This is a genomic window from Lachnoclostridium sp. An196 (assembly GCF_002160135.1).
Classification (GTDB): domain Bacteria; phylum Bacillota; class Clostridia; order Lachnospirales; family Lachnospiraceae; genus Hominiventricola; species Hominiventricola avistercoris.
This window is the reverse complement of record NZ_NFJZ01000011.1, coordinates 1-24,110: the sequence shown is the minus strand read 5'-3', so window position 1 is coordinate 24,110 and position 24,110 is coordinate 1. Positions and strand designations below refer to the sequence as shown.

Here is a 24,110-nt window from a genome sequence, read left to right as displayed (position 1 = left end):
GGCTTTTTATGCCTCCAGTTCTTCTTTCGTGGTCTCATGACCGTCTCTCCAGATACGCTCCAGATCGTAAAACAAACGGTTCTCTTCATCAAAAATATGAATAATAATATCCTGATAATCCAGAAGAATCCAGTTTGCAGTCTGGTATCCTTCTACCTGTTTGGGTTCCATGCCGGCTTTGTACAGAGCTTCTTCCACTTCATCCGCCATTGCCTGTACCTGGTTCCGGTTGTTTCCGGACGCGATAATAAAGTAGTCAGCCAGGACCGTCACATCCGAAATATCGATGATCCTGATATCCTTTGCTTTTTTCTCCTCCAGTGCATGGACAGCCAGTTTTGCTGTTTCTTTTGAATGCTTCGGTACCATATAGTTCCCTCCTGATTTGATTATATATGATTTTTATAATATTCGTAGGTTTGTCTTGTAATATCGTCGGTTTCGTCATCCCCCTGATCCAGATACTCTACTGTATCTTCCAGAATACGGAGCAGAGCCATATTCAGATCTTCGAAAGCCAGCTGGCGGATCTGCGGCAGATTCGGCGCCTTATCCCGTTTCGGCTCAATATAATCCGCAATATAAACGATCTTTTCCAGAAGCGTCATCCCAGGTCTTCCTGTCGTATGCCAGCGGATGGCGTCCAATACTTCTTGATCTTCGATGTCATATTTTTTACGTGCCAGGAAAGCGCCCAGCTTTGCATGAAGCATAAAAGGGTTTCTGCGTTCCAGATCAGTGATTTCCAGATGATTTTTTTCTGCCGTCTTCAGTTTTTTTGCATTAGGCATGCATTTTGCACAGTCATGCATAAGGCCGGCCAGCATGGCTTTTTCCAAATCACAGCCATACCGCATGGCCAGCGCGGCGCACATATACATTACCCCGGTAGTGTGCTCGAAGCGGCTTTCATCCATCTCTTTTTCCAGTTCCTTTTTCAGGTCTCTGATACTAAGTGCATCCGATCTGCGCATCCTCCCTCTTCCTCCTGTATACAAACCATTTTTTTTAATATAATCCGCCACTTTCAGCGGGACCATACCGGAGATGTCTTCTCCGCAGGCAATCCTTCTTCGAATCTCACTGGACGCGATATCCATATTCGGAGTATCCAGGAGCCTGATATCCGCGCCATAACGGTTCTCTAATTCCTCCACCTTTTCTTTCATCTGCGCCCGGTGCCGATGGTCCCTTACGGCGGCCAGGATCACGCAGTCCCGGCTGATCAGCTCCGGTTCCCTCCACGCATCGAATTCAAACAGAGAATCCGCGCCCATGATAAAATAAAACAGCATATTGGGATAAGCGCTTTTTAAATGCTGAAGCGTTTCAAAAGTATAGTGGTATTCTTTTCTGGACGTTTCCAGATTACAAAATTTCAGATACGGCGTATCTTCGATCGCCAGCTGAATCATCCGAATCCGATGACGAACATCTTCCTGACGGATCTCGCTTTTATGCGGTGGATTTCCATTGGGAAGCATCCAGACCGCATCTAGAGAAAACTGCCGGTACGCCTGTTCGGCAAGACTTAAATGGGCATTGTGGATCGGGTCAAAGGTTCCTCCCATGATGCCGATCCTTTTTCTTTTATTATCCATACAATGATTCATGCTTTCGGCAGAATTATTTTCTTCTTGTCATCTTTTCCTTCTTTATACAAAACGATCTTTTTACCGATCACCTGCACGACCTGAGCGCGCGTACGCTCCGCAATCATGCCTGCCAGCTCTTTTGGATCATCCAGGCAGTTCTGCAGCACGCTGATCTTGATCAGTTCCCTCGCTTCCAAGGCCTCCTGCACTGCCTTCGTAAATTCCGGCGTCAGGCTGTTCTTCCCGATCTGAAAAATCGGATCCATGGTCATCGCCAATCCTTTTAGATATGCTCTCTGTTTGCTTGTCATCCTGTCCTCCTGATATCTCTAGCGGAAATATTCGAAACTGAGTCCGTACATGCGGACAGTATCTCCTTCCTGGATCCCTGCTTTCTCCAAATCATCCAGTATGCCTGTATCTTTCAGGAATTTCTGGAAGAAAGCGAAGCCTTTCTCTGAATCCAGGTTCGTGTAGCCCAGCATTTTCTCTATGCGGGGGCCTTCCACAATATAAGTGTTCTCTTCTTCTGTGGATTTCTCCACTGTATAAGGAAGATTCTCCCGTATCAGCATATCCTCCGGGAAAAATTCCTGTTCAAAGACGACAGTTTTGTCATCCATGGTATCGAGCAGTCCTTTTACATGGTATAAAAGTTCTTTCAGACCCTGGCCGCTGACCGCTGAGATCGGAAATACGCGGATCCCTTTGGGTTCAAATTCCAGGCGGATCCGTTCTATCGGATCGTTTTCGATATCCCAGATGGCGTCGATCTTGTTGGCCGCGATCACCTGAGGTCTGGCCGCAATCTCCGGATTGTAGGCTTCCAGCTCTTTGTTGATCGCATAAATATCGGCAATCGGATCTCTTCCTTCCACGGAAGCGGCATCCACCATATGGATGATGACCTTTGTCCGCTCAATATGACGGAGAAAATCCAGCCCCAGCCCTACGCCTTCCGAAGCGCCTTCGATCAGGCCCGGGATATCGGCGATGACGAAACCGTCGCCGTCCAGATCCACCACGCCAAGGTTGGGACTCAGCGTCGTGAAATGATAGTTGGCGATCTTGGGCTGCGCGTTCGTAACTCTGGAAAGCAGAGTGGATTTTCCTACGTTGGGAAATCCCACCAGCCCAACATCCGCGATCACTTTCAGTTCCAACAGAACTTCCAGTTCCTGGGCAGGCTGTCCCGGCTTGGCATACTTGGGCACCTGCATGGTCGCCGTGGCGAAATGCTGGTTGCCGATGCCGCCTTTCCCGCCTTTCAGCACTACCTGACGGCGGTTCTCCCCGGACATATCGGCGATCACCTTGCCGCTGGCCGCGTCCTTGATGACCGTGCCTTCCGGCACTTTCAGGACAATGTCCTGCCCGCTCTTTCCATGGCAGTTCCTCTTGCCGCCCTCTTCACCGTCCTGCGCTTTGTATTTGCGCCGGTGGCGGTAATCTGTCAGTGTATTCAAACCTTCGTCCACTTCAAAGATGACGTCGCCGCCTCTTCCGCCGTCGCCTCCGTCCGGACCGCCGTCCGGGACAAACAGCTCTCTGCGGAAGCTTACGTGGCCATCGCCGCCTTTTCCTGAACGAATGATGATCTTCGCTCTGTCTGCAAACATATTTTGCCTCCTGTCTCCTGTTTATTATATCGGGTGTTTCCCGGCCGCGCAAGCAATATGATAAAAAAGGCTTCAAATCCTTCGATTTGAAGCCTTTGCCATTGCGGATTATTCTGCTGCAGCTGCAACCGGAACAACAGAAACCCGTTTTTTGTCTCTGCCCTTTCTCTCGAAACGAACTACTCCGTCAACCATCGCAAACAGTGTGTCGTCTCCGCCGCGTCCCACATTCACGCCCGGATGAATCTTGGTTCCGCGCTGTCTGTAAAGGATATTGCCGGCTTTCACAAACTGTCCGTCAGCTCTTTTCGCACCCAGTCTCTTGGACTCGGAATCTCTGCCGTTCTTGGTAGAACCGACTCCTTTCTTGTGTGCGAACATCTGAAGGTTCATATTAAACATAGGTCTACACCTCCCTGTGATCACAATATGGAAATATCAATAAGTTATTTGTTGATTTTTTCAATCTTAACAGCGGTGTACTGCTGTCTGTGACCGTTTTTCTTATGATATCCAGTTTTTCTCTTGTACTTGTAAACAACGACTTTTTTTGCTTTTCCGTCGCCGATTACAGATGCTTCTACGGTAGCGCCTTCTACTACCGGAGTACCTACGGTCAGGGTGTCGTCGCAAACCGCCAGAACCTGATCAAACACATAGCTGGAACCAGCTTCTGCGCCCAGTTTCTCAACGCGGACCACATCGCCCTCAGATACTTTATACTGTTTACCACCTGTTGCAATAATCGCGTACATATGGCACCTCCTGTAATTTACTCGCTGGCTTTGGCGCTGCAAAAACGCAGACTTTCAGCCCCGCCATGCGGCATCTGTTATATATTAACAGGATATAGGCAGGCTGTCAAGCGGATTTTTCCATTTTTACTCCTCATTCACTTCCACCGTCAGATATTCTGTCCCGTAAGACTTTTCAATATTTTCAAGTCCCAGCACCAGCGCGTCCATCAAAAGAGCCGCCTTGTCCGACACGCCGGATGTGAATTCCCAGTTCTGGATCATACCGTCTTTGCAGTCGCAGGTAAAAGCATCCTCTGTAAATTCCTCAATGGAGTTGATCGTATTGATCACCAGAGCGGATACTGCCGCGCAGACAATATCCTGTCCTGCCTCCGCATATTCCGCATGACCGTCAATGCTGAATTTCCGATAATTTCCCTGCTTCTTTTCCACGTTTACCTGTATCATAGGATTCCGCACTCCTTTGCCTGTTCTTTCAGTGTTTTTCTCTTCTTTTTACGGGTCAGTTCCATAAGGCCTAATGCAGTCAGGTCCACGGCGGCAGCTTTCTGAGGATCCCTGCGCAGCAGACGCCGCATCTCTTCCAGCAATTCCTGCCTGTCTTCCGGCAGGGCCATATCGATAAAATCCACCAGGATGATGCCGGACAGATTCCGGAGGCGCAACTGCCTGGCGATTTCCAGAGCCGCTTCCCGGTTAATCTTCCGGATCGTATCTTCTTTTTGTTTACCCCCGGTGAACTTCCCCGTATTTACGTCGATCACGGTGAGCGCTTCTGTGGGCTCGATAACCAGATAGGCCCCGGATTTCAGCCAGACTTTTTCCTTCAATGCTTCCTCCAGACCTTTTTCCAGACGATACATGGCTTTCAGAGGAAGCATCCGGTCTTCGTACAGCCGGAGCTTTTCCAGATCTTCCGGCATTTCCTCTTCCATAAACTGCCGGATCTGCGCATAGAGATCTGTGTCATCCGTGAGTATTTCCTGCAGGATATTTTCCCTGCTTCCGAGAATCGTATCCAGATAGGGCGGGCGGCTTTTCCATACACAGGAGCATGCCAGACGGTGAACTGCCCGGGTACGCAGGTACTCATACTGTGATAAAAGCCGACGGTGCTCCATCTCCAGTTCCTCTGAGCATGCTTTTGCCGCATTGGTGCGGACGATCCATCCCGCGTCATCCTCTGCCCATTGTCCGGTCAGAGCCTTCAGCCGCTCTTTTTCCTCTGCGCTGAATCTGGAAGAATACCCCATCCTGCGGTTTCCGGCAGTCAACACCAGATATTTTCCTGACAGATTCAGATTCGTCGTGACAGAAGGAGCCTTGCTCTTGACAGCTTCTCTGGAAACCTGTACCAGAAGAAGATCCCCCTCGGCCAGCTGCTCTCCCTTTTTCATGCATGCCCAGACCGGTTCCTGCACATCCTCCAGAGGAAGATAGCAGATCATGCCCCCTTCTACCTCTACAAAAGCAGCGCGTATATTTTTTGCTATATTCTTCACTCTTCCCACGTAGATATTGCCGAGCAGGGATTCCTTTCCGCGGGGAATCAAAGACAGTTCCGTCAGCGTATTGTCTTCATAATACGCGTCTGCCAGCACATCCGGACGAAGGAAGGTGAGTATCCTACGCCCTTCCAATCTCTTCTCCCAACATTTCCAGCGGGATCAGGCGCCGCTTCTCTTCCGTTCCCTGATCGGCATAGAGTTCTCTGCGGTGGATCATCAGTGAAAATGGAGACAGCTCCATCCCTTCGCTTTCAGAGAATGCTTTCATCAGAAGTTCCGGTTTCAGATTGCTTGCGCTTCCCGCGGACACCTGAAGAAAAATAACATCGCCGCAGATATTCCAGTCATAGATCCATGGACGGATATCCAGTTCTCTGGAACCTTTTTTCCCCTCTTTTATCACAGTGACGGACGAACGTCCCATAAATATCCGGAAGCGTTCCTGCCATCCGTCTTCCGGAGCGTATCCTTCCCGAAAACGCACATCGTAGTCTGCGGCGGCCACACTGGCCATGGCATTTCCTGCCTTGTCCGGAAGCGCGCGCCAGCTCAGCACCTCGATTCCCTCGACCATCACCGCGTTCAGACGGGATACAGCCTCTGCGGAGGAAGGAGATTCTTCCACACGTACGTCCATATATTCGCCGTTGCTGGTAAGTCCTACGCCCAGAGGAGACGCGAAGGACATGATCATATGGGGACTGAACCCTTCGGAATAACAGACAGGAATCTCTGCCCGGCGCATGGCCTTCTGAAAGTAACGCATGACATCCAGATGTCCGATAAATTTAAGATTCCCGTATTTTCGAAATTTCACTCTAACGTTCAAAGCAGACACCTCCTCCGTAGACAGCGGCGCCGCAGCCGGAACAGGACTGACGGCAGTTTTCCGTCACCGTTCCTTTCTGAGCCCGCTTCCACTCTCTTTCCAGGAACCGGCGGCTGACGCCGATATCGATGAAGTCCCAGGGGAATACTTCCTCCATGGCGCGGGGACGTACGGTATAAAAATCCATGTCCACGCCGCATTCCTCGAACGCCTGCAGCCAGAGATCATTATGGAAATATTCGCTCCAGGAATCAAACAGGCAGCCTTTCTCATAGGCGCGCAGAATAACGCTGGCCACTTTCCGGTCTCCTCTGGCGAGGATACCCTCCAGTACTGTAACATCCGCCTCATGCCAGTTATATTTGATGCTTTTGCGGTTCAGCTGATCTTTAATCTCATGATTGACCACATAGGCACGGTGCAGAAATTCTTCTTTGGTGCACATCTGCGCCCACTGGAACGGTGTGAACGGCTTTGGCACAAAGAAAGAGGTGCTGACAACGATCTGACATTTGCCGTTTCTCTGATCTTTTGGAATCTCATAATATCGCTCTGCGATCTTCTCCGCCAGATGAGCGATCCCTTTCATATCTTCTTCTGTCTCTGTGGGAAGCCCCAACATAAAGTAAAGCTTCACACGGTTCCATCCGCCTTCAAAGGCCTGTCCCGCGCCAGTGAGGATCATCTCTTCTGTCAGGCCCTTATTGATCACGTCGCGCAGCCTCTGGGTACCGGCTTCCGGAGCGAAAGTCAGGCTGCTTTTGCGCACATCCTGTACTTTGCTCATCACATCCAGGGAGAAGGCGTCAATCCTGAGGGACGGCAGGGAGATATTGATGCCCTTGGAGCCGAATTCATCGATCAGAAAATTCACCAGTTCTCCCAGCCTGGAATAGTCGCTGGAGCTGAGAGAACTGAGAGAGATCTCCTCATGTCCGGTATTTTTCAGCATGGCGTACGCCGACTTTTTCAGCATATCCAAATCCCGTTCTCTGGTAGGCCGGTATACCATGCCCGCCTGGCAGAACCGGCATCCGCGGATACATCCCCGCTGGATCTCCAGAACCACCCGGTCCTGAGTGGCCTTGATAAACGGAACCACCGGTTTCTCCGGATAATACGTATTGGTCACATCTGTGACGACCTGTTTCTGCACCTTTGCCGGCGCTTCCGGACAGACCGGCATCATCGCTTCGACAGTTCCGTCTTCATGGTAAGAAACCGTATACAGAGAAGGCACATAGATTCCGGGAACGGACGCCGCCATCTTCAGGAAATCTTCCCGGGGCGCTCCGGAGGCCTTCCATCTCTTATACAGATCCATCAGTTCAAAATAGTGGGTCTCTCCTTCTCCGATATAGAACAGATCGAAGAAGTCCGCCAGCGGTTCCGGATTGTAGGTACAGGGACCGCCGCCGATCACAAACGGATGTTCTTTGGTACGTTCCGACGCCATCAGCGGGATCTGCGCCAGATCCAGGATCTGAAGAATGTTGGTATAGCACATCTCGTACTGGATCGTGATGCCCAGGAAATCAAAATCCTTCACCGGATCCTGGGATTCCAGGGCGAACAGAGGGATCTTCCGCTCCCGCATGATCTTGTCCAGGTCTACCCAGGGGGAATAAACGCGTTCACACCAGATATCGTCCCGGCGGTTGAACATATCGTATAAAATCTGAATTCCCAGATGGGACATGCCGATCTCATAAACATCGGGGAAGCACATCGCGAAGCGTACATCGACCGTTTTCGGGTCTTTCATGACCGCATTTACTTCGCCGCCGATATAGCGGGCAGGTTTGTCTACCGTTAATAAAATTTCATCGCTTAAAGCCAGATTTCTCATGATATAACACCTTTTCAAGTACTTGACAATTTGCATAAATTGTACTATATGGATAATGATATGTCAAAGTATTATTCCCGCAAGGTTATGCTGCCGTGATTATACGGGATCAGTTTCAGGAGGTATTTGGTATGATGATCAGACAAGAAGAGAAAAGAGACTATCATGACATATATGCGGTAGTAAAGGCCGCGTTTGAAAGCGCGGACCATTCCGACGGCAATGAACAGGATCTGGTGAACGCGTTAAGGCAGAGCGACGCTTATATTCCGGAATTGTCTCTGGTCGCGGAAATAGACGGCAGGATCGCAGGCCATATCATGTTTACCAAAGTTCAGATAGGGGCAAGCGTCCAGCTGGCGCTGGCTCCGCTGTCCGTTTTGCCGGAGTATCAGAGACAGGGAATCGGCTCCGCCCTGATACGCGAGGGCCACAAACGGGCAGGGAAACTGGGCTACGGATATTCCATCGTCCTGGGAAGCGAGGCATATTATCCGAAAACAGGGTATGTTACTGCGAAAAACTACGGGATACTCTCTCCTTTCGACGTGCCCGATGAAAATTTTATGGCATGCAAACTGGATAAAAATGCGCCCGATGTCTCGGGGATCGTTCAATATCCGAAAGAATTCGGTATCGAATAAAACCAGAGCCTTCCTATCTTTTATATTCTTGTAAAAATCTCCGCAGGGACCATTGAATTCATCCAGCGCCAGCGGAGTAACGATGATGCCGAGAGAAATAGAATTAATGAGGGCCCCTCTCTCCACTTTAAAAGACTGCTATTCTTTCGGCAGCGCTAGCGCCGCCAGCTGCTCCAGCACGCTTCCCGCCCCGCTTAAGGAGATGGAACCCACCCGGTCGCAGATGCGCTCCAGATACTCCAGCTCCTTCAGCCGGTAAAGCACCTTGTTTTCCTCCATCAGCTTCGCGGTATTCAGCAGGCTCCTGGTGGAAGCGACTTCCTCTCTGCGTGTGATCACGTTGGCCTGTGCTTTTTTCTCAGCCACAAGAACGGTATTCATGATGTCGCGGATCTCCCCGGGCAGAATGATATCCTTGATACCTGTGCTCAGGATCTCTACGCAGAATTCATCCTGGAGCTTCCGGATCTGTTCCAGCAGGAAACGGCTGATCTCTTCTTTCTGGGCCAGCAGTTCATCCAGCCGGTATCCGCCCACATACTCTCTGGCCAGCAGCTGGATCCGTGTGTACAGAAGACTTCCCACATTGTCGGTCTTCTGTACCAGCTCCAACGGATTCGTGATACGGTAGCTGCACAGGATATTCAGACGAATGCCCACCTTATCGGAGGTCAGGATCTCCTGGCCGGAAATCTCCAGCTGCTGTACCTTTAGGCTGTACAGCTTCATAGTTACTTCATGGGCATAGTTCCAGTAGAAATACGTGCCGGAAGCGAGCTGCTTTTCAAAACGTCCGTCTATGTACAAAAGTCCCGTCTCCCCTTCTCCGACCACAAGTCTCTTGCAAAGACGCGTCGGGATCAGATGACGGTACATGGCCGGAACCTGTGCCTCTGTGATCTCGGCGCCGGTTACATTGATCAGCCGGATCTCATTCTTTTCGAACACATTCCAGTACAACGCCTCGCCTTCGATGATGACCTGCTTATAGACGCCGTTTACCAGATGAAAACCGATACAGTCATCCGGAATCTGAACCCGTACTACACGGGACGCGAATTCCGGCTGTTCCATCAGGATTTCCACGGGCAGTCCCTGGGAATCTACTTTCCCGGTCATTTCTGTTATCTTAAGCTCTTCGCCAAACAAGCTCGAAATTCTGTATCTGCCTGCAAATAAGATTTTCTTCAGAACACCGTTTTTTAATAAATAACCGCATTCCTGCGCCTTTATGATATACTTCATATTTTCTTCTCCTTTCATGGAAGCGCATCGGGGCTTTCCCGCCCCGGAAACGGGGACAAAGCCTTCCGGGGTTTCAAAAAAAGGGAGGACTCTGCCGATCGCGCAGCAAAGCTGTCTCTTTTCTTCCTCTCCGGTATCGGGCTTATGTGCTGCCTTTTCCGCAGGCCGGGTCTCTGAACGGGAACTTCCCGCCAGTCCCCCGGGGAATGGCCCTGAACACATGACTTCCGTTGTTGTCGCAGCTTCCCGCTGCAAGGGTGACGGATTTGAACCGCCTGTGCCACTATAGACGACCGCTATAACCACTTAGCTACCTGTACTCCTACAGGGAAGGATTCGAACCTCCGACAAATCGTTTCTCTCCGCTGTTTTCGGCATACCGTCGGCCTATCGGGCCGCGGCACCGCTCAGGCCATAACCTGAAGCCCCTGGAAAAAAGCGGAATATATTTCCACCGGAATCATTTTTTCCGGGAGAAACCACATTAACCTTTGACCACGCCGACCGTGCGGAGACGGCGGACCGGAACTACCAGATCCTTCTGATTTTCCATGACCTGGTCAATATCCTTGTACGCGAACCGGCTTTCTTCGGCCACATCTTTTTTATTCTTCTTTCCGAGCACGACTCCCTGATCTTTCAGATCCACCATCACTTCTTCGCAGGTAAACGCTTCCATGGCCCCTTTACGGGAATATGCGCGGCCCGCTCCATGAGAGGATGAGCAGAAACTCTCCGGATTGCCAAGTCCCCGCACCACGTAGCTGTAAGAACCCATGGCGCCCGGGATCACCGTCAGTTCGTCTTTCCGGGCCCGTACGGCCCCTTTTCGGTGCACCCAGACATTTTCTCCATAATGATTTTCCAGTGCAGCATAATTATGGTGGCAGTTAATCTCTTCCTCATATTCCAGATTCAGGTCTGTGTAACGCCCGATCCATTTTTCCAGCACCGCCTTCACGGCCAGCATCATTTTTTCCCGGTTTTCCCGGGCAAATTCCATGGAAAGGTTCATCCAGTTCAAATACTGCCTTCCCTCCTGGGTATCCACCGGCAGAAACGCCAGCCGGTACTCGTCGGGAACCCGGCTGTACCAGCGGTTGTTCAGCTCTCTTGCTTTCTGGTGAAAATAATCACAGACCGTTTTTCCAAAATGGCGGCTGCCTGAATGGATCATCACAGACAGGAAACCTTCCTCATCCTCCTGGAGTTCGATAAAATGGTTCCCGCCTCCCAGCGTTCCGATCTGAAAATATCCTGCCTCCAGCTGCCCCAGAAGTTCTCCGTCTTCTTCATACAGGGAAAACTCTTCCATCGCCTTATCCAGTGTATAGCAGGGCATTACCGTCTTATGATGGGCAAAACCCACGGGGATATTGCGGAGAATATCTCCTACGATTCCCTGAACCAGATTTCCGCTGCCCGTCATGGTTTCTTTCAGAACCGATACCGGAATGCTGGTCTTTACATAAGCCATACCGCAGCCGATATCCACGCCGACTGCATTGGGGATCACCACATTTTTTGCGGCTATTACGCCTCCAATGGGCATTCCCTTTCCTGTGTGGGTGTCCGGCATCAGACAGACCCAGCCATGGAGGAAAGGAAGTTCCGCCAGATGATATGCCTGTTCCAGGCAGGAGGCCTCCAGATCCTTTTCGCTTTCCAGCCATATTTTGATGGGATAAGATCCCGTTTTACTTTCGATTGCAAACATGTTTTTTCTCCTTTCCTCTTGCTGATGACTTTATTATAGAGGCAATGATTTCCAGAATCATTTAAAAAAAGATGCGAGAGCTTGAGGAAACCTGTCCCATATATTATAATTTTTGTAACTGTTTTGTTTACTGCAAGGAGCTGCTGCATGGCCGAATTTCAGGAATTAATTAAAAGCTTTGACCGCATCCGCGATTATATGCGCCAGTTTTTCCTTTACGGGTTCAAGGTCCGGGGGGAATACGGAGAAAAGAGCGGGCGCACTTATGACAATGAGCGCCGCCGTATAGAAAACTATCTGTCAGGATACATACATTCTGATTATACTTCCAAAGGAAAACAGGTCTCCATCCGCATGGACAGCAAACAGATTCTCAGCAATCCGCTCTATGCGGCCTGGAAATCCAAAAGTTTCACAGACCGGGATCTGCTGCTGCACTTCTTTTTGCTGGATCTGCTCTCCGACGGAAACCCGCGCACGGTACCGGAGCTCTGTGACGACATTTCTCTGCGCTATGGGGAGACCCTGGATGCTCAGATCATAAGGCTGAAATGCCGGGAATATGAGTCTCTGGGAATTCTTCGTTCTGAAAAAAGAGGAAAATCGCTTTCCTATCAGCTGGCTGAACCGCTTAATCTGGAAAAAGATACGCAGCTATGGAACGTCATACAGAACGCTGTAAAATTCAGCTCAGAGACAGCCCCTTTCGGGGTCGTGGGGAGCACGATTCTGGACCGGGAATTCCTCAGCAATGATCTGTTTTGCTGGAAACACTATTTTTGTGTACATACGTTGGAAGACGAGGTCCTGCTGACGATTCTTTCCGCCATGCGGGAGCACCGTTTCCTTTCTTTTGAGAACCGCAGCAGCCGGTCCGGAAAATCTGTGCAGCTGACGGGCCTGCCTCTGCAGATCTTTGTGAGCGCGCAGACTGGAAGGCGCTATCTCTGCGTCTACTTTCCTCCGAAACGACGCTTCAACTGTCTCCGGCTGGACTGTATATTTAACCCCAGAGTGCTGGAAATCTGTCCGGAATATGAGTTTCACAGGGAAAATCTCCGCCGGAACCTGCCTTACTGCTGGGGTGTTTCTTTCGGCGGCCGAAGCCGTATGGAGACCCTGTGCATGACCCTGTACATCGATGAAGCCGGCGAAGGCCACATCATCAACCGGCTCAGGAGGGAAAGACGCGGAGGCGAAGTTCAGCAGGTCCGGGAAAATGTATGGCTTTATATGGGAACTTTTTTCGATACGAATGAAATGCTGCCCTGGATCAAATCCTTTACCGGAAGGATCCTGGATCTTCAATGCAGCAATCAGGCCGTTCTGGATAAAGTAACCGCCGATCTGAAAGCGATGTATCAAATGTACGGAGAAGAGGAAAAAGATGAACGCAAAGAAAACAACGGCTGAAACTTTCACATTGTTTGAAGAAATATACGGCTCTTACTTTCAGGCAGTGCGGCGCATATTGGAGCAGTCTTTTCATACCCCGCTCACTTTGCAGGATATGTACCGTCTGGTCCGGGCCTGCGCTTTTGAAGAAAGCGCTTCTGTCATTGTCCCAAAACTTACAAAAGGACCCTGGTCTGCCCTGCTGAAAAGGGATGGGGAAAAAACTTGGAAATCCGCGCTTCGGACTTCTTCCCTGAAAATGCCTCTGACTTCGCTTCAGAAATCCTGGCTGAAAGCCCTCTTAAACGACGTCCGCTTCCGGCTTTTTTTCACAGAGGAACAGTTGACGCGTCTTTCAGAAGAACTAAAAGAGATCCCTGCCCTGTACCGGCAGGAGGATTTCCGCTGCTTTGACCAGTATGCCGATGGCGACTCTTACGAAGATCCGGCTTACCGCACAGTTTTCCGGACGATTTTACAGGCCATAAGCAGCCGGAAGCCTCTGTTCACTGCTTACTCAGGGAAAAAAGGCAGACACATGACGCTGGAAATACTGCCCTGCCGTCTTCAGTATTCGCAAAAGGACGATAAGTTCCGCCTGCTTGGCATATCCGTCCATCATGGACGCATCGGGGCGCCCATGATCCTGAATCTTGCGCGTATAGAAGGCTGTCATTTATCCAGAAATCCGGTCCCTGCCGGTTTTGACTGGAATACACCTTTTTTATCCGAAAACAGACCGGAGCCGGTGCAGATCCGCATTGCAAACGAACGGAATGCCCTGGAACGGTGCATGCTTCATTTCGCCAATTACGAAAAACGGACGGTATATGACCCCGATACAGATACCTGGCTTTGTTCTCTCTACTATGATCCGTCCGACGAAACGGAACTCCTGATCGAGCTCCTTTCTTTTGGCCCGGTCATCCGGATCCTCGGCCCAGAGAACTTTCTGAAGCAGGTGCGTGAACGGGTAAAACGGCAGTATGAACTCTTTTTTTAAAAATAACCAGCCGGTAATTCCGTCGCATAGATGGAACCCCGGCCGGGAAATCGCATTTTCAGTTGCAAAAGGTAAGGATTACATCTCGATCAGCTCATATTCCCGTGTGCCCATACCCAGCTCTTCGGCTGCTTCAATGGTATGGATGCCGTTGCGGCTGTTGACCCGCTCCATGAAATGATCACGGCCCGGATCGTCGGAATGAATAACCAGATCCATGCATGCCTGATCGATGGCCACCGGATCGGTGGAAGCCAGAATACCGATGTCTTTCATACAGGGATCTTCCGCTACCGCGCAGCAATCGCAGTCTACGGAAAGATTTTTCATAACGTTGATAAAGACGATATGATCCTTAAAATGATCGGTTACGCTGGATGCCGCATCCGCCATGGCCTCCGGGAATTCTACGCTGCTGGCATGCTGTTTCCACGTTTCATAACGGTCGTCCGTCTTTCCCGCCGAATGGATCAGAGCTTTGCCCGCGCGGGATGCGCAGCCGATTGCCAGCTGTTTCAGAGCTCCGCCGTAGCCGCCCATGGGATGGCCCTTGAAATGAGCCAGTACCAGCATAGAATCGTAATTCTCAATATTTTTACCCAGATAGTTTTCTTTGAGAATTTTGCCGTTTGGAATCGGCCACACTACATCCGGCCCCTCCGCGTCCATCAGATCCACGTCAAAATATTTGTTCCATCCGTGTTCTTCAATCAGCTTCAGATGAGACTCTGTATTGTCGCGCACTCCTCCGGTGGCATCGCCGTATGCGGTATTGCATTCCACGATGGTTCCATGGACTTCTTCTACCATGGGACGCCAGAATTCCGGATGCAGGAAATTCTGGTTCCCCTTTTCACCAGAATGTACTTTTACTGCCACTTTCCCCGGAAGTTCCACGCCAAGCGCACGGTACATCTCGACCACTTTTTCCGGAGTGATTTCTTTTGTAAAATAAACCTTTGCCTTCATGTGCTGCTCCTTTCTGCCCTGATATATTCAATAACTCTATTATAATTCTGTCTGGATGCAGTGTCAAATTTTCAATCATTAATAAAAAGGTTCCTCCACTCCGGTTATGGCTCAGGAACAAACTTTTATGATTCCGGTATTTCCACTACAGTCTGTACTTCTCCACGGTCAAGATAACGCAAAGTGATGGAATTACCCTCGCTGTAGCGGATGATCTGCGGAAACTGTGCCACTGGAATATCAAATATTCTCAGGTTTCCCTCCAGAATCACATAATAGTGAGAATTGCCATCCAACACGATCTGCGTGAGAGACTGAATCCTTCCGGTAACCTGGAATGCTTCCTCCATCTCATTCGCGGTCATTTCTTCCGCACCGATCAGTTCCAGATAAGCCCGTTCGCATTCTTCTACCGTATCGCCAATGGCCACATTTTGGTATCTGGTAATATTTACCATGGCATACTGTTTCACCAATCCGGCCGCGTCTTTCAGCGCCATGAAATAGGTCGGCTCTCCCGCCACATTCAAGAGCAGCGGGAAAGTTGCCTGATAACCAAGATGCTGTACCTGCCCCTCCGCCGACGACATGGCGGAATATTCTTCTGCTCCCGGACACGCGTAGTATCTGGCTTCCATGGTTCTCTGATTCATCAGAACAAAGCCCACGTTGGACTGATCGCCGCTGACAGACGTAACTCCGGTGTATACCCACACATCATCTTCCATAGCCAGATAATTATATCCATCTGTTGTTTTCAGGCATCCTTTCTGCCCAAGCACACTGTTCAGAAAGCCGTTGGCATACAACCCATAATAATCATAAAGCTGAATAAGCAGATTCGCCGAATAGACGGAATCCACCCACTCGGGGCATTCTTCGATGTCATAGCAGACAGTATCTCCTGTAATCGCATTGCACAGCACTACTTTTCCGATAGTCTGTCCGCCGAACAATCCGATATTAAACTGCTTCACAGGACAGATCCAATACGGCGTGCCCTCTTCATCAATTTCAAAACTTAATCTGTCAAAAATAAATGTAGGATACCGGAATCGCAGATGACGATAGATATTTCTGTTAAAATATTCCGCCTGAGAATATTTAATATACTGTCCTTCTTCCAGACGTACGCACTGTGTATCCTGCGTAGCCATATCGATCATAATATACGCCGGAATACCTTCCCTCATATTGGTCAGCCACTTGACAGGACTGGCATAGACCAGCGGCGTGACCCGCACTGGTTTTCCCTGATAATTAATCTGCGTATACAATTCACTGACTTCAAACTGTGATACCATATCGACCAGAGTACCCATCATGCGGTTTCCTAAAAGCGATGCGGAACTTTTGTCCAGGAGAGGAATCTCGTTATAATCCACCTCCTCAATATCTTCTGTAAAAGTGCCGTCTTCTACTTTCATAAGATCATGATATTTTCTTGAATTAATTATAGGCGACGACAGTACGCTTCCTACCACATAGATGACAATCAGCGTTCCCGCCAGAATTAACGCTGCTTTCAGTATCTTGATATCTTTAACCGCGTATCCTTCCCTGAGCTTTCGGATACTAAGAAGTCCGCCGAGTATCACAACCAGAGATACGATAAACAGCCAAAATCCATTGGAATGGATGTTAAAAGCCGGAATTGTCACATAGTAATAAATTCCTGCAGCCAGAAGTAGTACGGCTCCCAGGAGCAGCTTGAATTTCAGTTTCATTAAAAACAGTCTCCTTCCCTGCCCTGTTAGTTCCGGACAGATATATTTAAGAAGAAGTATAAACGATTCTCTATCTTTTCACAACCATAATCTCCTGCGATTTCTTACAGTTGACAAAGTGCGTATACAGTGGTAGTATTGTTTCGTGAAAAATCTGTTTCAGGGCGAGGTGCAATTCCTCACTGGCGGTGTTCGGCAGTTGCCGTGAGTCCGCGAGCCTGATGTGAAGTATCACAGAAGGCAGAATGGGTGTAACTCCCATACCAACGGTATAGTCCGGATGAAAGAAACGAAATTCAGTTCTGTTTGGTTGTCCTGAAATATTTATATTTCAGGATTTTTTCACGTTCAGGACTCTATTTTCCTGTCAGATTCTTCAAAACATATTTTTAGGAGGAATTTGAAATGTCACACGAAATCACACAGTCAGCAACACAGGGAAACACGTTGAAGGTCGTAAAAATGGGCTTGCTGGTGGCTTTGTCCATCGTACTGGTCTACCTTGTGCACTTCCCTATATTTCCGGCGGTCGCTTTTCTGGAGTATGACCCTGCCGATATCCCGATTCTGATCGGTACTTTCGCTTTCGGCCCTGCGGCGGGATTGATTCTCACGGTCGTCACCTCCGTGATTCAGGGACTTACGGTCAGCGCGGCCAGCGGCCTGTACGGTATCCTCATGCATGTGATCGCTACCGGTGTGCTGGTAGTGACTTCAGGAAGCATCTACTGGAAACATAAAACGAAAAAGAGATCTGTGATCGCCCTCGCGGCAGGCACCTGCGCCATGGCTGTCGTCATGATCGGCGCCAATATGATCATCACCCCCATCTTTATGGGTGTGCCGGCAAGCGCTGTATGGGCCCTGATGCCGTTCATCGTCGGTTTCAATGTAATCAAAGCCGGCATCAACAGCCTGGTTACGTTTGTCCTTTACAAGAGAATCTCTCCGCTTCTGCATCAGTAATATCAGAGCGGACACGAAAAATCCCTGCAGTTTATGCTCTCGTATCTGCAGGGATTTTTATCAAAGATAACTTTGTAATGCTTCCGCGCTTTCTTCCGGAATCTGAAAAACATAATCCGTCATAGAATCCGTCGAATCCAGACTCAGGCTTTGCTCTAAAAACTGAGAAAATGATTCCGCCGGGCCCAGTTCCAGCCTCACGCAGGAACTATCCTCGAAAAGATACAGCCTGCATAGTTCCTCCATACGCAGATCCTCTTTTCTCTGCCCCAGTTTCCGGGTCTCTTCACTCATAAGAACAAACTGCCCGGAGACAGTCCCGTCCTCTGGAACGCTTCCCTTCTCCCAGTTTCCGATATCCAGATTCCGGATAAAATCTTCAATGTCATCCGGATCATCCAGCGCCCGGACCGGGCTGTCGCTGTTTCCTGCGTAAATCTGGATTTCCTGTTTCTTTTCATTCTGCTCTTCCGCCGTGTCTCCCGTGCCGTCCGACGCGCAGCCGATGAGCAGAATACACGCCATTGCCGCCAGTAAAATCAATTTTTTCTTCATGATACATCCTGCCTTTCTTACTCCGTTTCCTGTCTCATAAGAAGGCGATAGGCTCTCAGAATGCCGGTCATATAAATACAGAGGAAGATACCGACTCCTGCCGCGGCCAGACCGGCGGCAAAGATGATGTCATCCACCAGCGGAACCCAGGTCGTGATAAGCGGACAGATCAATATTCCCGCCGCGATCAGGACGATTCCTGTAAGCCGGAGAAGATACGCTGTCTTTTTCCGTTCGGAAAATGCCGCGTTCAGGTCCGCTTTCACCTGTTCATCAAAGACCAGCGGTTCTTTTTCGATTCTCCGGTAGGGATTATCCGCCAGCTTTACCGAGAACAAAAGCACGACGCTCACGATCATGAGCACCAGGTACAGGATCATTCCCGGTTCTGTCCACCATATGGAGAGGCAGAGCCCTCCGGATATCAGTCCCCATGCGAGCCCGGTCCGGAGAGATTTTCTCTGCCGGAAAGCAAGGAATCCGTCCGCCGTCTCCCGGCTCACATACATCCCTTTCTCTTCATTCTTTCCTTCCGCAAGATCTTCGCTCTGTCCTTCTCCTTCATTTAAAAGATAGTCCAGAGTCACATGAAAGATTCTCCCCATACGGATAATCTTCTCCGTCTCCGGATACCCGCTGTCCCGCTCCCATTTACTGACCGCCTGGCGGGACACGCCCATCTGGTCCGCGAATTCTTCCTGCGAAAGACCTGCCTCTTTCCTGAGCTTTTGTAGTTTCTCTCCAAATGTCATATCGACTGCCTCCTTACGCTGTCAGTATATTTCCATCAGGCCGGAAACGCCACCAAAATGCGGTTGCAAATGCGCAACATGAGGTTGCGGTCGTGATTTTTTTAAGATTTACCGGCGGATCATCTCCACAAACCAATCTTCAAACCGTTTTTCGTCAATATCCATGCACACACTTACGTTGGGAGCGCAGCAGATCTTCATCTTCCGTTCCAGATTCGTCACCAGCGCGCCGGCGGCAATTCCCTCTGTAACTACTTCTACATAATGGTCTTCCATCCGGAACATGTCCGGTTCCAGCATCAGGGCAATGGTACAGGGATCATGCATGGCAAGTCCTGCGTCCACATCTCCATCCCGATAATGAGTGAGCAGGGAATACAGCATATGACCCGCTCGTCCGCTGTCCCGCATTTCTGCAAGGCGGTCCTTATGAAGCAGCGCGCGTTCTGTTACATCCAGTCCCGCCATCCGGATGGGCACTCCGGAGCGGAATACCATAGCCGCCGCATGAGGATCGATGTAGATGTTGAATTCCGCCGCAGAGGTCGCGTTTCCCCGGTAGATGCCTCCGCCCATCATGACGATCTCATCAATCCGCTCTTTCACCTCCGGATACATGGCAAAAAGCAGCGCTATGTTGGTCAGGGCGGCGATGGCGACCAGGGTTGTCCTGCCTTCCGCCTCCATAATCACGCGCCGCATGGCTTCTACGGAATGTACCGGCAAAGGTTTTTTCTGCGGTTCCGGGAAATCATATCCGTCCATCCCGCTTTCTCCGTGAATATCCGGGCTGCTTGCCAGCTCGTGCAGGAGCGGACGCTCACAGCCGCGGGCCACCGGTATATCCGCGCCGAAAAATTCTACCAGCTTCAGCGCGTTTTTTGTGGTCTTGTCCACGTCCACGTTAGCCGCAGTGGCGCTGATCAGCCGTATATCAAATCTTTCACTTATGATTGCCAGCGTAATCGCTGCCGCATCGTCGATCCCCGGATCTGTGTCTATGATGATTCTTCTCTTGTCCATTGTGTGCCTCCTCGTATAGCGTGTAATTTAATCTTCAAAGGATTCATGAATCAGAATATAGCGAATTCCCAAAGGAGTTGTTCTGTCACACACTACCATGGGAATCCCTTGTTCAATTTTATTATATAATTCTCCAAAATCGGTACCCTTCCACAAACTATTGATTATCGGCCGCATTTATATTATATATAAAATATGGCAGTAAGTACAGTATAATTGCTCCGACTTTTATAATAGACCTCGGAGGTGGAAAAGTTTTGACCAGGAAAGAAGCGTACCGGATCCTCGGGCTTCCGGATGGAGCAGGAAAAGAAGAAATTAAGAAAAGATACCGGCAGCTGATGATGCAGGCACATCCGGATATGAATCTGTCCTCAGCCGGACATCTGACCCGTCAGGCTCAGGAGATCAATCTTGCATACGCGGCGCTGAAAAAACTTCCGGAAAATCATCCTTCGGAAAACCAGAAAACGAAAAAAAGCGGCGCGCCCGGCAGGAAGCACGGGGATGCCTGGAATGCGCCCGTCAACATACACGCCTACCGGGAACGGGAAATCTTTCATTATGCAGAAGATCCTGAGGGAGGCGTCCTGGGAAATATCTGTATTGCACGGGGAAAATATCTCTGGACCACAGACGAGGATTTTCCATTGTTCCTTCTCAGCATCTACCGGTGCAGCAAAGGTATCCTGGATGAGACAGACGCCATGCTCCGTCAGGATCCCTCTCCCGCCCTGCGCCGGGACGTACAGGCGGAACTTGCCTATCTGCTGGCACAGCAGTTTATGGACAGTACTGTTTTGCTCCATGAACTTGCCCGGGAAGTAAAGCCGTCAAATACCGGAGAACATGTCTATCATATCCCCTCCATGCTGGAAATGTCCGGCCGGAAAATATCCGTTCATCCGGGAGAACTTCTCTTCCCTGCCGGTGTCCGCAGGCACAGGCTCTATCTGAAGAACCAGTCCGGCCATGAAGCGGGTTATCTGTCCTTCCATGACGACCGGCTGTACTATATCGTCATCCCTCTGTTTGAGCAGGGGATCGTCCAGGTCCGGCTGCAGGTATCGGAAAAACCGTCTTCATCCGGGAAGAATGTCCGCCCGGGATACAGGAATCTGGATCTCTGGATCAGGATGTCCCGTTTGGCCGGCAGCCGGATGCCAGAAAATCTTAATCTTCAGATAGAACATCTGTTAAAAAAATATTCACGTGGCCTGAACTGACTTATATTTTAGTGTGGAAGTAATTGACTTTTCATCAGACGATTGTTATATTGGAAACTCAGATATGTAAACAATTTCTGCATAAGAGGTAGACGACTATGTTTCGTGAAATGAGAAGAAAGAAACAACAAATGTCAGGAGACGCCTGTGATGAGCTTCTGTTCCAGGGGACTTCCGGTGTGCTGGCCCTGTCAGGAGACGACGGTTATCCGTATGCTGTCCCTATCAGTTACGTGTACGACGGCGAGAAGATCTATTTTCACTGCGCAAAATCCGGCCACAAGCTGGATGCCATAAAAAGGAATCCCAAAGCATCCTTCTGTGTAATCGGGCAGGATCAGATCGTTCCGGAAGAATACACTACCTATTTCCGGAGTGTGATCGCCTTCGGTACCATACGGATACTGGAAGACAATCATGAAAAAATGGAGGCCATCGAAAAACTCGCGGTCAAGTATGCTCCGAAAGATACGCCCGAAATCCGCAAAAACACCATTGAACGGGAATGGACTCCGTTATGTATGCTGGAAATGACCATCGATCATCTCACCGGAAAAGAAGCCAAAGAACTCAAACGTAACAGTTCAGGACGGCCCTAGCCGGGCAAGAAGATGTGCCGTCCTGAACTATTAACCCAGCGCATCGATCTCACGGTCGATGCGTTCTTTTAGCTTTCCGATATGAAAGCCGTCAACAGTCCGGTGGTTGACTTCAACTGACAGATGAACCATCAGGCGACCCTGCTCTTCATAATACTTTCCCCATGCAAGATGCGGCACCGTATCATCTTTATCCAGCTTATGCTCATTGGTCAAAGCAGTAAAATCAAACCAAGGCGTACAGGAAAAATAGATCAGTTCATCGGTTTCTTTCTCCTGATCCAGAAATCCCGTCTGTGCCTCACTCCGCTCCTTTGCGTGACGGCAAAATTCCATATAGTCTTCTTCCCAGGGCATCGTAATGATCTGAAAGAGTTCTGAACCTTTTTTCAGATAAGTAAAACTGGGATTTGTCTGATCCAGCATCACCACCTGGCTATCCCGGACGCGAAGCAGGAAATTCGGAACCGAGTTGACTGCTTTTGTACACACCCAGATCATCAGATAATAGAAAGAAATTCCCTTATTTTTAGAAACTTCTTTCACTTTTGTCACATCTACCGGGATCGTAATAGAGTAAAACGGATAATCAGCCGCTGAAAACAGATCAAATATCTCTTTTCGATCCCACGTATTCTGATCAATCACTTTCATAATGACAACTCTCCTCTGAATGATTTTCTACTCTGTATACTCCTGATAGATGGCTACGTGGTCATAGATACAGCGCCAGCTGCTGTAGGTATCCGCAGTCACGCAGATATAATGTTTGCCGCTGTCAGTCACTTCATAGCTGGCCGCGCAGCTGCCGGACTGTGCCACATATCCTGTCTTGGCGCAGACAACTTCACCGTTCGTCTCTTTATCCTCGATCCTGCGCAGGAACCAGTTGGAGATAGTGATCCCTTCCGGATGCTGTTCCGTCGGGGATGTGGTGTAGGTATGTGCGGACAGCACTTCCCTGCAGAGTTCATTCTCCACTGCCGCCTTCAGGATGACAGCCATATCATAAGGGGTACAGTAGTGATTTTCGTCATAAAGACCGACACAGTTGGTGAAATGAGCCGTATCAGAAAGGCCCAGTTCGTCCAGTTTTTCATTCATCAGATCCACAAAGCCTTCCAGAGATCCTGACACATAAAAGGCAAGACCAGCCGCCGCATCTGCACCCGATGGAAGCACGGTCCCGTAGAGAAGGTCTCTAACGGTCACTGTCTCGCCATCGCCAAAGCCCACCGCGCTGCAGTCATTGGAATAGCTGTAATCTGTGATCTCTCTGGTGATCGTAAAGGTATCTTCCAGATCGGCAACATGCTCTGCCGCCACCAATACCGTCAGTATTTTCGTCATGGATGCCGGAATCATCCGGTCGTTGGCATTTCGCTGGGCCACCACCGTATTATTGTCCAGATCGACGAGCAGCGCGTAAGTGCTCAGCACGGTCTCTGCGTTGACAGCCGCCGCGCTGTCCGCGCCTTCAAAGGTATAGCCGGACGCGAACGGGATGTCCGGATTTGCCGCCGGTTCCTCTTCCTGCTCCTCTTCCGCCGTATCTTCCATATTCGACGCAGTTTCTTCTGCAGTCTCTCCTTCCGTATCTCCCGCCGAAGCCGTCTGAACAGAGGGTGCAGCTTCTGCATCAGTCGCTTCCAAATTTTCTGTATCTTCCTGTACAGATGCCTGCGCAGGCGGTTCTTCTTTGGTTGCTGTATTGCCCAGCAGTCTTATGCCGCCCACGCCCAGGCATACGATCACAACCGCTCCTGCTATGAGCAGCATCTTTTTACGTCTTTCTCTCAGTCTTCTCATCTCCCGGATCTTTGCTCTTTTCATCTCTCTTTGCTGCTGTCTCAGCCTCTCCTCTGATTCAAAATCCCGCACGTCTTTTCCTCCGTCTGCTTTTATGCATAAACGATCCGCATAAGAATTAGATCTTATGCGGATGCCGTATCTTCTTTCTGTGCATTTATTTTAGCAGAACTGCGGATCGATTTCAATCGGGATTTCCTGTCGATTTATGTCCCAAAAATGAAATTTTAAATTCCACCTCTTCTACGGGTAGTAGCGTTTACTTCTGCACAGTTGATATTTACTCTTTCATACATCCATGGTATGGTTATCTCTCCTTCTG

General features: G+C 49.7%; 25 protein-coding genes and 1 riboswitch. Of the genes, 6 read left to right on the top strand and 19 right to left on the bottom strand.

Annotated features, from left to right (window positions below; all coding sequences use genetic code 11):
• Positions 1-6 precede the first annotated feature (6 nt).
• From rsfS to B5F29_RS12675, 10 genes are all read right to left on the bottom strand, one after another.
• The gene (rsfS, locus tag B5F29_RS12720; protein WP_087154995.1) at positions 7-369 is read right to left on the bottom strand and encodes a ribosome silencing factor; all 363 of its coding nucleotides are present in this window, start codon (positions 367-369) and stop codon (positions 7-9) included.
• 20 nt (positions 370-389) lie between these two features.
• Positions 390-1,601: a nicotinate-nucleotide adenylyltransferase gene (gene nadD / locus B5F29_RS17090; protein ID WP_162608431.1), complete on the bottom strand. Its 1,212-nt coding sequence runs from the start codon at positions 1,599-1,601 to the stop codon at positions 390-392.
• Between the two features lie 8 nt (positions 1,602-1,609).
• Positions 1,610-1,906, bottom strand: coding sequence for a ribosome assembly RNA-binding protein YhbY (gene yhbY, locus B5F29_RS12710; RefSeq protein ID WP_087154993.1), 297 nt, complete (start codon positions 1,904-1,906; stop codon positions 1,610-1,612).
• Positions 1,907-1,924: 18 nt separating this feature from the next.
• The gene (gene obgE / locus B5F29_RS12705; RefSeq protein WP_087154992.1) at positions 1,925-3,214 is read right to left on the bottom strand and encodes a GTPase ObgE; all 1,290 of its coding nucleotides are present in this window, start codon (positions 3,212-3,214) and stop codon (positions 1,925-1,927) included.
• A 108-nt stretch (positions 3,215-3,322) separates the two neighbouring features.
• Complete coding sequence (gene rpmA / locus B5F29_RS12700; protein ID WP_087154991.1) at positions 3,323-3,616, bottom strand: 50S ribosomal protein L27; 294 nt, start codon at positions 3,614-3,616, stop codon at positions 3,323-3,325.
• Positions 3,617-3,660: 44 nt separating this feature from the next.
• Complete coding sequence (rplU, locus tag B5F29_RS12695) at positions 3,661-3,969, bottom strand: 50S ribosomal protein L21 (RefSeq protein ID WP_087154990.1); 309 nt, start codon at positions 3,967-3,969, stop codon at positions 3,661-3,663.
• Between the two features lie 126 nt (positions 3,970-4,095).
• Positions 4,096-4,419 (bottom strand): ribosomal-processing cysteine protease Prp, encoded by a 324-nt coding sequence (locus B5F29_RS12690; protein WP_087154989.1) that lies wholly within the window; start codon positions 4,417-4,419, stop codon positions 4,096-4,098.
• Complete coding sequence (locus B5F29_RS12685; RefSeq protein WP_242955662.1) at positions 4,416-5,612, bottom strand: ribonuclease E/G; 1,197 nt, start codon at positions 5,610-5,612, stop codon at positions 4,416-4,418. Before B5F29_RS12685 ends, B5F29_RS12690 begins: the two co-directional genes overlap by 4 nt.
• The gene (locus B5F29_RS12680; protein WP_087154988.1) at positions 5,599-6,309 is read right to left on the bottom strand and encodes a TIGR03936 family radical SAM-associated protein; all 711 of its coding nucleotides are present in this window, start codon (positions 6,307-6,309) and stop codon (positions 5,599-5,601) included. The genes B5F29_RS12685 and B5F29_RS12680 overlap by 14 nt, the downstream gene beginning before the upstream one ends.
• Complete coding sequence (locus B5F29_RS12675) at positions 6,299-8,158, bottom strand: TIGR03960 family B12-binding radical SAM protein (RefSeq protein WP_087154987.1); 1,860 nt, start codon at positions 8,156-8,158, stop codon at positions 6,299-6,301. The genes B5F29_RS12680 and B5F29_RS12675 overlap by 11 nt, the downstream gene beginning before the upstream one ends.
• A 131-nt stretch (positions 8,159-8,289) precedes the next feature.
• On the opposite strand from B5F29_RS12675, the gene B5F29_RS12670 reads away from it, so the two are divergent.
• Positions 8,290-8,802, top strand: coding sequence for a GNAT family N-acetyltransferase (locus tag B5F29_RS12670; protein ID WP_087154986.1), 513 nt, complete (start codon positions 8,290-8,292; stop codon positions 8,800-8,802).
• A 138-nt stretch (positions 8,803-8,940) separates the two neighbouring features.
• Here the strand turns inward: B5F29_RS12670 and B5F29_RS12665 are convergent, their stop codons facing one another.
• Both B5F29_RS12665 and B5F29_RS12660 read right to left on the bottom strand, forming a co-directional pair.
• The gene (locus B5F29_RS12665; RefSeq protein WP_087155100.1) at positions 8,941-10,047 is read right to left on the bottom strand and encodes a slipin family protein; all 1,107 of its coding nucleotides are present in this window, start codon (positions 10,045-10,047) and stop codon (positions 8,941-8,943) included.
• Positions 10,048-10,531: 484 nt separating this feature from the next.
• The gene (locus B5F29_RS12660; protein ID WP_087154985.1) at positions 10,532-11,764 is read right to left on the bottom strand and encodes an RtcB family protein; all 1,233 of its coding nucleotides are present in this window, start codon (positions 11,762-11,764) and stop codon (positions 10,532-10,534) included.
• 147 nt (positions 11,765-11,911) lie between these two features.
• Between B5F29_RS12660 and B5F29_RS12655 the strand changes: the two genes are divergently transcribed.
• On the top strand, positions 11,912-13,177 hold the full coding sequence (locus B5F29_RS12655; protein WP_087154984.1) for a WYL domain-containing protein: 1,266 nt from the start codon (positions 11,912-11,914) through the stop codon (positions 13,175-13,177).
• Positions 13,152-14,162: a WYL domain-containing protein gene (locus B5F29_RS12650; protein WP_087154983.1), complete on the top strand. Its 1,011-nt coding sequence runs from the start codon at positions 13,152-13,154 to the stop codon at positions 14,160-14,162. The genes B5F29_RS12655 and B5F29_RS12650 overlap by 26 nt, the downstream gene beginning before the upstream one ends.
• Before the next feature lie 78 nt (positions 14,163-14,240).
• Here B5F29_RS12650 and B5F29_RS12645 read toward each other — a convergent pair whose 3' ends face one another.
• Positions 14,241-15,131 carry a DUF362 domain-containing protein gene (locus tag B5F29_RS12645; RefSeq protein ID WP_087154982.1) on the bottom strand — a complete coding sequence of 297 codons (891 nt, stop codon included), beginning with the start codon at positions 15,129-15,131 and terminating at the stop codon, positions 14,241-14,243.
• A gap of 125 nt (positions 15,132-15,256) precedes the next feature.
• A complete protein-coding gene (locus B5F29_RS12640; RefSeq protein ID WP_087154981.1) occupies positions 15,257-16,858 on the bottom strand; it encodes a hypothetical protein in 1,602 nt (533 codons plus the stop codon).
• 151 nt (positions 16,859-17,009) lie between these two features.
• A riboswitch (FMN riboswitch) is annotated at positions 17,010-17,154 on the top strand.
• A gap of 109 nt (positions 17,155-17,263) precedes the next feature.
• On the opposite strand from B5F29_RS12640, the gene B5F29_RS12635 reads away from it, so the two are divergent.
• Positions 17,264-17,824: an ECF transporter S component gene (locus tag B5F29_RS12635; protein ID WP_087154980.1), complete on the top strand. Its 561-nt coding sequence runs from the start codon at positions 17,264-17,266 to the stop codon at positions 17,822-17,824.
• 60 nt (positions 17,825-17,884) lie between these two features.
• On the opposite strand, the gene B5F29_RS12630 is transcribed toward B5F29_RS12635, so the two are convergent.
• The 3 genes from B5F29_RS12630 to rihC form a co-directional block, all read right to left on the bottom strand.
• Positions 17,885-18,379, bottom strand: a complete 495-nt coding sequence (locus B5F29_RS12630; RefSeq protein ID WP_087154979.1) for a hypothetical protein — start codon at positions 18,377-18,379, stop codon at positions 17,885-17,887.
• A gap of 17 nt (positions 18,380-18,396) precedes the next feature.
• Entirely contained in the window at positions 18,397-19,131 is a 735-nt protein-coding gene (locus tag B5F29_RS12625) for a helix-turn-helix domain-containing protein (RefSeq protein WP_087154978.1), read from the bottom strand.
• Between the two features lie 108 nt (positions 19,132-19,239).
• Entirely contained in the window at positions 19,240-20,154 is a 915-nt protein-coding gene (gene rihC / locus B5F29_RS12620) for a ribonucleoside hydrolase RihC (protein ID WP_087154977.1), read from the bottom strand.
• Between the two features lie 257 nt (positions 20,155-20,411).
• Between rihC and B5F29_RS12615 the strand changes: the two genes are divergently transcribed.
• Together B5F29_RS12615 and B5F29_RS12610 are read left to right on the top strand one after the other, a co-directional pair.
• Entirely contained in the window at positions 20,412-21,380 is a 969-nt protein-coding gene (locus B5F29_RS12615; RefSeq protein WP_162608430.1) for a J domain-containing protein, read from the top strand.
• Positions 21,381-21,478: 98 nt separating this feature from the next.
• Complete coding sequence (locus B5F29_RS12610; RefSeq protein ID WP_087154975.1) at positions 21,479-21,979, top strand: pyridoxamine 5'-phosphate oxidase family protein; 501 nt, start codon at positions 21,479-21,481, stop codon at positions 21,977-21,979.
• 30 nt (positions 21,980-22,009) lie between these two features.
• Here the strand turns inward: B5F29_RS12610 and B5F29_RS12605 are convergent, their stop codons facing one another.
• Positions 22,010-22,633: a CatA-like O-acetyltransferase gene (locus B5F29_RS12605; RefSeq protein ID WP_087154974.1), complete on the bottom strand. Its 624-nt coding sequence runs from the start codon at positions 22,631-22,633 to the stop codon at positions 22,010-22,012.
• Positions 22,634-22,660: 27 nt separating this feature from the next.
• Positions 22,661-23,860, bottom strand: coding sequence for a D-alanyl-D-alanine carboxypeptidase family protein (locus B5F29_RS12600; protein WP_087154973.1), 1,200 nt, complete (start codon positions 23,858-23,860; stop codon positions 22,661-22,663).
• Positions 23,861-24,110: the final 250 nt, after the last annotated feature.